At 72.6% G+C, this 12139-nt stretch carries 12 protein-coding genes; 5 read left to right on the top strand and 7 right to left on the bottom strand.

All coding sequences use genetic code 11. The features are described 5' to 3' along the window. Position 1 precedes the first annotated feature (1 nt). The 4 genes from DN051_RS22755 (at position 2) to DN051_RS22770 (ending at position 2410) form a co-directional block, all read left to right on the top strand. Entirely contained in the window at positions 2-499 is a 498-nt protein-coding gene (locus DN051_RS22755) for a YbaK/EbsC family protein (protein ID WP_053760987.1), read from the top strand. Further along, the gene (locus DN051_RS22760; RefSeq protein ID WP_112439393.1) at positions 496-1341 is read left to right on the top strand and encodes an EamA family transporter; all 846 of its coding nucleotides are present in this window, start codon (positions 496-498) and stop codon (positions 1339-1341) included. The genes DN051_RS22755 and DN051_RS22760 overlap by 4 nt, the downstream gene beginning before the upstream one ends. A 134-nt stretch (positions 1342-1475) precedes the next feature. Beyond that, positions 1476-1754, top strand: a complete 279-nt coding sequence (locus tag DN051_RS22765; protein ID WP_053761041.1) for a DUF1876 domain-containing protein — start codon at positions 1476-1478, stop codon at positions 1752-1754. A gap of 134 nt (positions 1755-1888) precedes the next feature. Next, a complete protein-coding gene (locus tag DN051_RS22770; RefSeq protein ID WP_112439394.1) occupies positions 1889-2410 on the top strand; it encodes a hypothetical protein in 522 nt (173 codons plus the stop codon). On the opposite strand, the gene DN051_RS22775 is transcribed toward DN051_RS22770, so the two are convergent. The 4 genes from DN051_RS22775 to DN051_RS22790 all read right to left on the bottom strand — a co-directional run bounded on the left by DN051_RS22775 (position 2400) and on the right by DN051_RS22790 (position 6282). Further along, the gene (locus tag DN051_RS22775; protein ID WP_112439395.1) at positions 2400-3608 is read right to left on the bottom strand and encodes a serine hydrolase domain-containing protein; all 1209 of its coding nucleotides are present in this window, start codon (positions 3606-3608) and stop codon (positions 2400-2402) included. The two genes, DN051_RS22770 and DN051_RS22775, sit on opposite strands and share 11 nt — an antisense overlap. Before the next feature lie 94 nt (positions 3609-3702). After that, on the bottom strand, positions 3703-4470 hold the full coding sequence (locus DN051_RS22780; RefSeq protein WP_053760991.1) for an energy-coupling factor ABC transporter ATP-binding protein: 768 nt from the start codon (positions 4468-4470) through the stop codon (positions 3703-3705). Then, a complete protein-coding gene (gene cbiQ, locus DN051_RS22785; protein WP_053760992.1) occupies positions 4458-5219 on the bottom strand; it encodes a cobalt ECF transporter T component CbiQ in 762 nt (253 codons plus the stop codon). The genes DN051_RS22780 and cbiQ overlap by 13 nt, the downstream gene beginning before the upstream one ends. A gap of 1 nt (position 5220) precedes the next feature. After that, entirely contained in the window at positions 5221-6282 is a 1062-nt protein-coding gene (locus DN051_RS22790; protein ID WP_053760993.1) for an energy-coupling factor ABC transporter permease, read from the bottom strand. 178 nt (positions 6283-6460) lie between these two features. On the opposite strand from DN051_RS22790, the gene DN051_RS22795 reads away from it, so the two are divergent. Beyond that, positions 6461-6817, top strand: a complete 357-nt coding sequence (locus DN051_RS22795; protein ID WP_053760994.1) for an SsgA family sporulation/cell division regulator — start codon at positions 6461-6463, stop codon at positions 6815-6817. Positions 6818-6841: 24 nt separating this feature from the next. Here DN051_RS22795 and DN051_RS22800 read toward each other — a convergent pair whose 3' ends face one another. The 3 genes from DN051_RS22800 to DN051_RS22810 all read right to left on the bottom strand — a co-directional run bounded on the left by DN051_RS22800 (position 6842) and on the right by DN051_RS22810 (position 12136). Further along, complete coding sequence (locus DN051_RS22800) at positions 6842-8509, bottom strand: penicillin-binding transpeptidase domain-containing protein (protein ID WP_112439396.1); 1668 nt, start codon at positions 8507-8509, stop codon at positions 6842-6844. A 137-nt stretch (positions 8510-8646) separates the two neighbouring features. Further along, positions 8647-10266 carry a penicillin-binding transpeptidase domain-containing protein gene (locus DN051_RS22805; protein WP_112439397.1) on the bottom strand — a complete coding sequence of 540 codons (1620 nt, stop codon included), beginning with the start codon at positions 10264-10266 and terminating at the stop codon, positions 8647-8649. 124 nt (positions 10267-10390) lie between these two features. Further along, entirely contained in the window at positions 10391-12136 is a 1746-nt protein-coding gene (locus tag DN051_RS22810; RefSeq protein WP_053760997.1) for a dolichyl-phosphate-mannose--protein mannosyltransferase, read from the bottom strand. Positions 12137-12139: the final 3 nt, after the last annotated feature.

Below are 12139 nucleotides of genomic sequence, written 5' to 3' on the forward strand. Positions count from 1 at the left end.
CATGACCACTTCCGACTCCGCAGCCCACCCCCGCTTCGCCGCGGCCCTCGGCGAGCTGGGCCTCGACCGGCTGCACACCCGGATCCGCCGCTTCCCGGACGCCACCCGCACCGCCGCCGAGGCCGCGGCGGCGATCGGCTGCGAGCTGAGCCAGATCTGCAAGTCCCTGATCTTCGCCGCGGACGGCGTACCGGTGCTGGTGCTCATGGACGGGGCGTCCCGGGTCGACGTGGAGCGGGTCCGCGAGGAACTCGGTGCCGAACGGGTCACCCGGGCCCAGGCGGACGTCGTACGGGAGACCACGGGGTACGCGATCGGCGGCGTACCGCCCTTCGGGCACCGGACGAGGACGCGGGTCCTGGCCGACCGGTCGCTGCTCGCGCACGACGTCGTGTGGGCCGCGGCGGGCGATCCGCACGCCGTGTTCCCCATGGCACCCGGGGAGTTGATCGCCCACGCCGGTGCCGCGCTGGTGGACGTGCGCGAGCGGACCGCGTGACGCCGCTGGTCACCGCCGCGGTACTCGCGGCCGCGGTCACCCACGCCGGGTGGAACGCCATCGCGCACCGCATCACCGACAAACTGGTCGGGTTCACGCTCATCTCGGGCGGCGGGCTGCTGATCGGGCTGGCGGCCGTGCCGTTCGTGGCGTTCCCGGCGGCGGCCGCGTGGCCGTACCTGTTCACCTCGGCCGCCATTCACATCGTGTACTACGCGCTGCTGATGAGGTCGTTCCGGCTCGGCGACTTCGGGCAGGCCTATCCCATCGCGCGCGGCACCGCGCCGCTGGTGGTCACCGCCCTCGCGGCGGTCTTCGCGCACGAGGTGCCGGACGGCTGGGCCGCCGCGGGGATCGCGCTGTCCTGTGCCGGACTGACCGGGGTCGCGCTGTGGGGACTGCGCGGACGCCGCCCCGACTGGCCGGCGATCGGCGCGGCGCTCGCCACCGGGGCGACCATCGCCGCGTACACCCTGGTCGACGGGCTGGGCGTACGGGCCTCGGGTTCGCCGCTGGGGTACATCGCCTGGCTGATGGCGTTGCAGGGCAGCCTGATCCCGGCATACGCCCTGTACCGCTGGCGCGCTGAAGCGCCCCGGCTGCTGGCGCCCTTCGCCCGCCTCGGACTGCTCGGCGCCGCGATGTCGGTCGCCGCGTACGCGCTCGTGCTCTGGGCCCAGACCGAGGCCGAACTCGCGCCCATCGCCGCGCTGCGCGAGTCCTCGATCCTGGTGGGCGCGGCCATCGGTGCGGTGGTCTTCAAGGAGCGGTTCGGTCTGCCGAGGATGGCCGCCGCCGGGCTGCTGGTGATCGGGATCGGGCTGATACTGCATTCCGGGTGAGGCCGGACCCCCGGCCGCGGGACGGTGAGGGCGGCGCGGACCGCGGCGCCGGTGCGACGGGAACGCGACAACCCCGGCACCGAAGGCGCACTCTGGAAACAAGCCTGGAGACAGGCGTTCCGGAGGTGATCACCGTGACGACGCAGACCACTGTGGGATGGCATGTCGAGCTGGAGTTCGAGGAGGACGACCTGCACACCAAATCGGCGGCACTGGTGCGCCTGCCCGACGGGTCCGAGGTCCGGGCCCACGGGCATGCCAGCCGGCACCACACCGACGAGAACCAGCCGAGGGTCGGCGAGGAGATAGCGGGGGCGAGGGCACTCAACGAACTCGCCATGCTGCTGCTCACCAAAGCGCACGACGAGATCGACGCGGTGACCGGTCGCACCTCGCACCCGATCCACGTCTGAGCGCCCGATCCGCGTCCGACCGTCCGGCCCGTGACCGCGAAGGGCCCGGGGCTGGTCGCCCGACCGGGCGAAATGCCCTGGCAAAACGGGTCAGCGACGGGTTCACGAAGGTGGCGGCGCGGCACCATCCGCGCATGACGCAACAGTCTCTGAGCCGACGCCGCGCGCTCGGTACCGCCGCCGCCACCGGTCTGGCGGCCCTGTTCACCGCGGGTGCCGCCCGGGCGGCCTCCTCCGCCCGGCCGGCCCCGCTGGCCGCCGGGACGTACACCATCGCCCTCGGCCCCGGGAACCTCCTCACCGCCGGGCGGATCAACGAGCCCCTCGTCATCCTGCCGCCCGGTCACGAGGCACAGGAGTGGGAGGTGGTGGCGCTCACCCACGGCAACATCGCCCTGCGGAACCTCGGCGGCAACGTCTACATGGGGCACCAGGGCACGTTCCACCCCCACCGGTTCGCCGTGGCGACCACCACCCCGTTCGAATGGGGCCTCGCCCCGAGCGGCGCCTTCGGCGGGTTCCGTGTGACGGCCCCGGGCAGTGATCTGGTGCTCGGCCAGAGCCCGTTGCTGGTCTCCCCGCTCCGGGTCGACCTCCAGTACCGGCGGGAGGCCGATCTGCGTCAGGCGTGGCAGTTCCGGCCCGTCACGAACTGACCGCCGCCGCCGCGCGGCCCGGCCCACCGGACGGGCCCCCGGCGACGGCTTCGCGCACCGCCCGGACCAGCGCCTGCGCCCTCGGGTCCGCCGTCACGCTCCGGTGGAAGCCGTTCGTCACATAGCCGAACGCGATGCCCGAGTCCGGGTCGGCGAAGCCGAGGGCACCGCCCCGGCCGGGGTGGCCGAAGGACGCGGGCGACAGCAGCGGGGACGCGGTGCCGTGCAGCATGTGGCCGAGGCCGTACCGGGTGGGGACGACCAGGGTGCGGTCGGGACCGGCGGACTGCTCGGTGCGGGCGAGCGTCGTCGTCCCCGGCGTGAACAGGCGCCGTCCGCCGTCCACCTCGCCGATCAGCGCGGCGTACACACGGGCCAGTCCGTCGGCGGTGGCGATGCCGTTGGAGGCGGGGAGGGCGGCCGCGCGATAGGCGGGGTCGTTCTCGTCGGGCAGCGGTGTGATCGCGGCGAAGGCACGGCGGGTGAGGGAGCCGGGATCGGCGTACGCGTCGGCCACGGCACGCTTCGGACGGGTCCGCAGCCCGCCGGCCGCGGCCGCCTCCGGTATCTGTCCGACGCGTCCGGCCCGCGCGGCCCGGTCCGCGGGCAGCCCGAGCCACAGATCGGCGCCGGCCGGTCCCGCGACCTCGTCCGCGATCCACTCGCCGACCGGCCGCCCGGTGACCCGGCGCACCAGTTCGCCGATCAGCCAGCTGAAGGTCTGCGCGTGGTAACCGTGGTCGGTCCCCGGCTCCCACACCGGGGCCTGCGCGGCGACCGCGGCGGCGCCCGCGTCCGGGTCGGCCGCCTCCCGCGGGGTCAGCGGGCGGTCCAGCACCGGCACCCCGGCCCGGTGGGAGAGCAGATGCCGGACGAGCGTCCGGTCCTTGCCGGCGGCCTTGTACTCCGGCCACCACTCACCGACCGGCGCGTCCAGGTCCAGTTCGCCGCGCTGGTGCAGCAGCAGGACCGCGGCGGCGGCGACGCCCTTCGTCGCGGACCGCACGATCTGGGCGGTGCCCCGCTGCCACGGCTCGGCGCCGTCGAAGTCGCGTGTGCCGCCCCACAGGTCGACGACCTTGCGCCCGTCGCGGTACACGGCCACCGCGGCACCGCGGTCCCCGAGCGTCTCGAAGTTCCTGACGAACGCCGTCCTGACCGGCTCGAAGCCCTCGGCGACCGTGCCGTCCACCTTCACGTCCGTACTCCGTTCCGCTCGCACCCTGCGACGATGGCTGCAACGCGCCCGCGGGGCCGGCGATTCCCCTCGCCGGAAGGTGTGCGCCGAGGTGTCAGGTCCGTCCCGAACCGGTGCGCACGGAGCGCGGGTCGAAGCCGAAGGGCAGCTCCAGCCGGTGCGCGCGCATCAGGGCGTCGTCGGACAGCAGCTCACCGGTCGGACCGTCGGCGGCGATCACGCCCTCGCTCAGGATCAGCGAGCGCGGGCACAGTTCGAGGGCGTACGGCAGGTCGTGGGTGACCATGAGCACGGTCACGTCCAGGGAGCGCAGGATGTCGGCCAGTTCACGGCGGGAGGCGGGGTCGAGGTTGGACGACGGCTCGTCCAGGACCAGGATCTCCGGCTCCATCGCCAGTACGGTCGCCACGGCGACCCGGCGCCGCTGACCGAAGGACAGATGGTGCGGGGGCCGGTCCTTGAACCCGGTCATCCCCACCTGCTCCAGCGCCCGGTCCACGCGCGCCTCCAGCTCGGCGCCCGCGAGCCCGGCCGCGGCCGGCCCGAAGGCGACGTCCTCCCGGACGGTCGGCATGAACAGCTGGTCGTCCGGGTCCTGGAAGACGATGCCGACCCGGCGCCGGATCTCCGCCATGTGCTTCCTGCCCACGGGCAGCCCGGCGACCCGCACCGCCCCCGTGCCGCCGCTGAGGATGCCGTTGAGGTGCAGCACCAGCGTGGTCTTGCCGGCGCCGTTGGGCCCGAGCAGCGCGACCCGCTCACCGCGCTCGACGCGGAAGTCCACGCCGAACAGGGCCTGGTGCCCGTCGGGGTAGGCGAAGGCGAGGCCGGAGACCTCCAGGGAAGCAGTCACAGGGTCCATCCCAGCAGGCAGACGACGAGGGCGGTGAGGGGGAGGGCGAGGGCGTACGACCACTGCGCCCGGGACGCGGTCACCTCGTCGATCACCGGCATGACACCGGCGTACCCGCGGCTGACCATGGCGAGGTGCACGCGCTCGCCGCGTTCGTAGGAGCGGATGAACAGCGCCCCGGCGGACTTCGCCAGCACTCCCCAGTGCCGCAGGCCACGGGCCTCGAAGCCGCGGGACTCGCGCGCGATCCGCATCCGCCGCATCTCGTCGGTGATGAGGTCGCCGTAGCGGATCATGAAGGAGGCGATCTGCACCAGCAGCGGCGGCAGTCTGAGCCGCTGCAATCCGAGCAGCAGCTGGCGCAGTTCGGTGGTGGAGGCCAGCAGTACGGAGGCGGCGACGCCCAGCGTGCCCTTGGCGAGCACGTTCCAGGCGCCCCACAGTCCGCTGACGCTGAGCGACAGGCCCAGCACGTCGACCCGCTCGCCCTCCGCGACGAACGGCAGCAGTACGGCGAACGCGACGAACGGCACCTCGATCAGCAGCCGTTTGAGCAGAAACCCGGCCGGTACGCGCGCGACGGCCGCGACGACGCCCAGCAGCACGGCGTACGCCGCGAACGCCCACATCGCCTCGCGCGGCGTGGACACCACCACGAGGACGAAGGCGAACGTCGCGGCGAGCTTGGTGTGCGGCGGCAGGGCGTGCACGGGCGACGAACCCGCCCGGTAGAGCTTGTGGGCGTGCCCGGCACCCATGTCAGACGCTCGTGCCGGCCGGGGACACGTCGGTCCCCTCGGCGTCGCCGCGCCGGCGGCGCACCGACCAGAAGACCGCGCTGCCCGCGACGACGGTGACGCCGACGCCGATCACGCCCGCGAGGCCGCCGGACAGCCGGGCGTCGTCGACGCTGCTGACGCCGTAGTCGGCGAGCGGGGAGTCGGCGTTGGCGTGCTCCTCGGCGGACTCGGCGAATCCCTTGTCCTCGGCGACCTTCTCCAGACCGTCGGGGCTGGCGGAGGCGTAGAAGCTCACGAACCCGGCGAGGACGAGGGAGGTGACCAGGCCGCCGGCCCACAGGGTGCGCCGGGAGGTGCGGGCGGCGGGCGCCGCGACCGGGTCGGCGGCGGGGGCGTCGACGAGTTCGCCGCCGACCCGCAGCTTCAGCGGCTGCCGCAGATCGCGGGCGCCGTACACCAGGTCCGGGCGTACGGCGATGACGGCGCCGACGGTGAGCGCGGTGATCACGGCCTCGCCGATGCCGATGAGGACGTGGACGCCGCCCATGGCGGCGGCGACCTTCCCGATCGAGACGTCGGTGGTGCCGCCGACGGCGTAGAACAGGGTGAAGGCGAGCGCGGCGGCGGGCACCGAGATCACCGCGGCGACGAAGGACGCCGCCGTGACGGTGCGCCGGCCGCGCGGCAGCACCTTCACCAGGCCGCGGAAGACGATGTAGGCGACGGCGACACCGACGATCGACATGTCGGTGATGTTCACGCCCAGCGCGGTCAGGCCGCCGTCCGCGAAGAGGATGCCCTGCATGAGCAGGACGACGGATATGCACAGCATGCCGGTGTAGGGGCCGACGAGTATCGCGGCGAGGGCGCCGCCAAGCAGATGCCCGCTGGTCCCGGCCGCGACCGGGAAGTTGAGCATCTGGACCGCGAAGATGAACGCCGCCACGAGTCCGGCCAGCGGTGCCGTCCGCTCGTCGAGCTCGCGGCGCGCGCCGCGCAGGCTCACGGCGACGGCGCCCGCGGCGACGACTCCGGCTACCGCGGAGGTGGGGGCGTCGATGAATCCGTCAGGTACATGCACCGTTCGATGATAGTGGCTTAATGCGAACCTCTTGCAAGAGCGAGTCCATGTCTTGTGCTAAGCGGTTCTACGCGCGAGATCCACCCGCCCGAAGGGCGAAAACCAGGAAATGTGCGACATTGGACGCAAAGCGGATTGGCAGCTTCCGCTCCGACTGCGCAGGGTAAGGGGCTGTCCGATGTCTGTAGTGGAGCAGTACGCGCGAGCCCGCATGGTCACCGACACCGACGTCCAGGTGCTGGAGGAACGGGGAGCGGTTCCGGTCGTGCTGCGCTACGACCCCGACCTCGATCCGCGCTCGGTCCGCATCGGACTGCCCGGCCCGCACGAGTGGACCTTCTCCCGGGCCCTCCTCGAACAGGGCCTGCGCGCACCGGCCGGCGACGGCGACGTCCGGGTCTGGCCGTGCGGGCGTGTACAGGTCGTGGTCGAGTTCCACTCCGCGCAGGGCACGGCAGTGGTCCAGTTCGAGTCGAAGACGCTGATCCGCTTCCTGCGGCGGACCTACCAGGTGGCGACACCGGTGGCCGGCTGACCCGGGTCCGGCCCGGCCCGCCGTTCAGCCCCCCTGCTTCAGCAGCCCCGCCACGATCGGTCCCGCCGTCTCGCCGCCGTGCCCGGCCGCCTGGACCACACCGGCGGCGGCCAGATCGCCGCGGTACGCCGTGAACCAGCCGTTGGGCTTCTTCTGCCCGTCGACCTCGGCCGAGCCGGTCTTCGCGCCGACGTCACCGGTCACCCCGGCCATCGCCTCCGCGGCCGTGCCGTACGCCGCCGTGTAGGACATCAGGTCCCGCAGCTGCGACAGGGCCGACGCGGACAGCTTGCGCGAGGCCGTGGCGAGGGTGCGGTCGTCGACGGACGGGTCCACCAGGAAGGGCTGGCGGAAGACGCCCGCCTTGATCGTCGCCGACACCGACGCCATGTTCAGCGGGTTCATCCGCACACCGCCCTGGCCGATGAGCGACGCGGCCATCGAGGCGTCGGACTGCACCGGCACCGAGCCGTCGAAGGTCGGCACACCGACCGCCCAGTTGTTCCGCGACAGACCGAACACCTGCTGCGCCTGCTTGGTCAGGTCGTCGTCGGCCAGCTCCGGGGCCTGGCTGATGAACGCCGTGTTGCAGGACCGCGCGAAGCTCGCCTTGAACGTGCCGCCCTTGATCTCGAACTTGTCGTCGTTCTGGAACTTCCAGCCCCCGTACGAGAAGTACTTGGGGCACGGATGCTGCTCGTCCGCGGACGCCAGGCCCTTCTCGATCAGCAGCGACGACGTGATGACCTTCATGGTCGAGCCGGGCGCCAGCGAGCCCTGGAGCGCGGTGTTGAAGCCCCGTGAGGAGTTCGCGACCGCGAGGATCTCGCCGGTAGAGGGCCGCAGCACCACCACCGAGGCCCGTGCCCGCGAGGCCACCTGGGTCTCCGCGGCCGACTGCATCGTGGGGCTGAGCGTGGTCTTCACCTCTCCCGGCGTGCCCTCGCTCAGCTCCAGAATCGTCTTGTCGGACAGCTTCTCGGCCTGGGACGCCTTTCCGCGGACCACCTGGAGTTCGACGCCCGCCTTGCCGCCCGCGGTCTTGCCGTACTTCTCGCGCAGGCCGTCGAGCACCAGCCCGAGCGACGGGTACTCCTTCGCGGTCAGCTCACCGCCGTCCCGGTCCAGCGCCGTGATCGGCGGCGTGCCCGACTCACCGGTGACGAGCCGGTCGCCCTCGTGCAGATCGGGATGGACGACGGACGGCTCCCACGCCACGACCGGCGCGCCGTCCGAGTCCTGCCGTACGACCTTGAGCGAACTCCCGTACGACAGAGGCTTGTCGACGCCCTTGTACGACACCGTGCCCTTCACCGTGAACGGCAGCCGGTCGCCCTGGCGGGTGCCCGGGGTGAGCGTGACGTCCTTGATGTGGGCCTGCTTCGTGTAACCGGTCAGCAGGGACTTCGCTGCCGCGGCGTGGTCCGTGGCGTCCGCCGCCCGTGCCACCCGGCCCTGCTGCCAGGCCGTGAGGAACCGCTGGGCCGCGCCGGTGACCTCGGCGGCCGACAGGGGGCCGGTGCGCACCGACTTCTTCTCGCCGGCGGAGGTCGAGCCGTCCTCGGCCGCGGCACCGCCGCCGAGCAGGGCGTAGGCGCCGATCCCGGCGACGCCGACGACCGCGGCGATCACCCCGCCGACGACGACGGGTCTTGTGTTCCGCCGCTCGGCGACGCGCCTTCTCTTGCCCACTGCCACCCGATCCTTTGCAACATGCCCGGTCCCGCCGCGGTCAGGGCCCGTGGGCCCCGCCCGGCCGTCCCGGTCCCGTGGCCCTCACAGTCCCCAACGACGGCACCACCCTAGAGTCCCGTCCTGCCCGGGTGACGTCAGCCACCCGCCCGCAGCACGGCCGCGACGATCGGGCCGGCCGACTCGCCGCCGCGACCGCCCTGCTGCGCCATGGCCGCCGCCGCGACGTCGCCGCGGTAGCCGGTGAACCAGCTGTCGGCCTTGTCCCGGCCGTCGACCTCGGCGGAGCCGGTCTTCGCCCCGATGTCGCCGCCCAGCCCGGACATCACACTCGCCGCGGTGCCGCTGGTGGCGGTGCGGTTCATCATGGCGCGCAGCTGGGCGACGGTGTTGCCGGACAGGCCCCGCGCCGTGGCCAGCTCGCGGTCGTCCAGGCCCCGCGGCACGATCACCGGCTGGCGGAAGGCCCCCGTCATGGCCGTGGCGGTCACCGAGGCCATGTTCAGCGGGCTCATCTGCACCTGGCCCTGGCCGATCAGGTTGGCGGCGGTGTCCGGGCCGCCGGAGGCGGGCACCGAGCCGTCGAAGGAGGGGACACCGACCTTCCAGTCGTCCCGGCCGAGCCCGAAGCGCTGCTGGGCTTCCCGGGTCAGGGAGTCGACCTGCACCTCGTCCGCGAACTTGATGAAGGCGGTGTTGCAGGAGCGGGCGAAACTCTCGGACAGGGTGGCGTTGTCGTTCGGCGTCATGCCCTCCAGATTGTGGAAGGTCTGGCTCTCCGAGATCGCCGAGTCGGGACAGGGCGCGGGACCGTTCATGCTGGTGAGCCCGTTGTCGATGAGCGTCGCCGCGCTGACGATCTTCATGGTGGAGCCCGGCGCCACCTGGCCGAGGAACGCCGCGTTCCAGCCGTCCTCGCGGTGGTTGGCCACCGCGAGCACCTCGCCGGTGCTCGGCTTGACCGCGACCACGGACGACTCGCCGTACCGCCGCACCGCCTTCTCGGCCGCCGCCTGCACGCTCGCGCTGAGCGTCGTCGGCAGCCGGCCCGGCTTGCCCTTCGAGAGGGTCAGCAGTGAGGTGTCGGCGGCCTCGGCCGCCGTGTGCCGGACGGCCAGCTCGACGCCCGGGGTGCCGCCGGCCTTGTCGCCGTAGCGGGCCCGCAGTTCGTCCAGGATCGGGCCGAGGGACGGGTACTTCTCCTTCGTCAGGACCGTGCCGTCGCGGTCGACCGCCTCGATGGGCGGGTTCGCCGACTCCTCGGTGACGAGGAGGTCGCCGTCCTTCAGGCTCGGATGGACGACGGCGGGATCCCAGTCGACCAGCGCCCGCCCGCTGGAGACGCCGCGGACGACGGTGAGGCTGCTGTCGTAGGCGAGCGGCTCGGTCTTTCCGCCGTAGGACACCTTCGCCCGCACGGAGAAGGGCACCGTGCGGCCCTCGGTGGCGTCCGGGGTGATCCGCACATCGGTGATGTGCGCCTCCCGGCCGAAGGACGCCAGCAGCGGCTCGGCCTCCACCGCGTTGTCGGTGTACGACGCGGCCTTCGCCCCCTGCGCCTTCTCCCAGGCCGCGAAGAACGCGCGCGAGGTCTCCTCGACCTCCGAGCCGCTGGGCGGCCCGGTCCGCGCCGCCTCGGACCCGCTGCCCGACCCGCCGTTCAGCGCGGAGGCGATGTTGTAGGCGCCGTACCCGGCCCCTCCCACCATCACGGCGAACACACTGCCGACGACGGCAGCCTTGACCCCCTTGCGCATCGCGCGCCCCCTCCCCGTAGCGGACCTTGGCACTCTAGGCGGGCCCTGATGAGGGAGGGGCGGGTGTTTCTCTGATTGTTAGACCACTGTCCGGTTTCACCGGATGTGCGGCTCGGAACGAGGGCTAGACCCAGGTATCCAGCCACATCCGTGAACGCCAGTCGTCGATCGGGATGGTCTGGCCGGTGTAGATGGGCCAGAAGTAGATGAAGTTCCACGCGATCAGCAGCACCAGGACGCCCGCGCCCGTCGCGCCCACCACCCGACGGGTGTCGGTGGAGCCCTGGCGGCCGACCAGCGCGCCGATCAGCATCGCCACCGCCAGGCACAGGAACGGCAGGAAGACGACGGCGTAGAAGAAGAAGATCGTGCGCTCCTGGTACAGGAACCAGGGCAGATAGCCGGCCGCGACGGCGCAGGCGATGGCGCCCGCCCGCCAGTCGCGCCGGAAGAACCAGCGCCACAGCACGTACAGGACCGCGAAACAGCCCACCCACCACAGCATCGGCGTGCCCAGCGCGAGGACCTCGCGGGCGCACTTCTCGCCCGCGTCGACCGGGCAGCCGTCCTTGCCGGGGGCCGGGGACTCGTAGAAGTACGACACCGGGCGGCCCATGACGAGCCAGCTCCACGGGTTGGACTCGTAGGTGTGCGGCGAGGACAGGCCGACGTGGAACTCGTAGACCTGGTTCTCGTAGTGCCACAGGCTGCGCCACCAGTCCGGGAACAGCCAGGACCAGTTGCTCGTCCGGCCGTCGGCCGTGGCCCAGTCGCGGTAGTAGCCGCCGGACCCGTCGGTGGCGGAGAGGATCCAGCCGGTCCAGGAGGCCAGGTAGGTCGCGACGGCGACCGGCACCGTCGACAGGAACGCCCACCCCAGGTCGCGCCGGACGACCGCCCGGTACGGGTGGCGGGCGCCGGCCACCCGGCGCGAGCCGACGTCCCACAGGACCGCCATCACGCAGAACGCCGCCAGGATGTACAGGCCGTTCCACTTGGTGGCGAAGGCCAGGCCCAGCATCACACCGGCCGCCAGCCGCCACGGGCGCCACCCCGTCCGGGTGTTCTCCGCGGTGTACGCGTCCGGGCGGACCCGGCCGTCGGCGTCCACCGGGAGCGCGGCGGCGAGCCGCTCACGGGCCCTGTCGCGGTCGACGACCAGACAGCCGAAGGCGGCCAGCACGAAGAACATCAGCACCCCGTCGAGCAGCGCGGTGCGGCTCATCACGAAGTGCAGGCCGTCCACCGCCATCAGCCCGCCCGCCAGGCAGCCGAGGAACGTCGAGCGGAACAGCCGGCGGCCGATCCGGCACAGCAGCAGCACCGACAGCGTGCCCAGCAGGGCCGTCATGAAGCGCCAGCCGAACGGGGTGAACCCGAACATCAGCTCGCCGAGCCCGATGACGTACTTGCCGACCGGCGGATGCACCACGTACGCGGCGTCCGTCGGGATCGGCACGTTCCCGCCCGACGACAGGATCAGGTCGTTGACGTTCTTTTCCCAGTTGACCTCGAACCCGCGGTGGACCGTCGCCCAGGCGTCCTTGGCGTAGTAGGTCTCGTCGAATATCACCGCCTTGGGGCTGCCCAGGTTCCAGAACCGCAGCACCCCCGCGAACAGCGTCACCAGCAATGGACCGGCCCAGCCCGACCAGCGGGTCAGCCTCGCGGCGAACGTGTGCCGGACGCCGAGCGTCGCCCACAGCCGCGGGGAGGGCTCCGCGTACGGCGGCACCAGCCGGTCCCGCACGTCGCCGCCGGAGCCGGCCGGCACGTATCCGAAGCGGCGCAGGCGCTGCTGCCACGAGGGTTGCCGCTCGTGGGGGGCCTGCTCCTGCCGGGTGTCCGTGGAGGACGCGGTACTGGTCACCGC

This window comes from Streptomyces cadmiisoli (assembly GCF_003261055.1).
In the GTDB taxonomy this organism is placed as follows: domain Bacteria; phylum Actinomycetota; class Actinomycetes; order Streptomycetales; family Streptomycetaceae; genus Streptomyces; species Streptomyces cadmiisoli.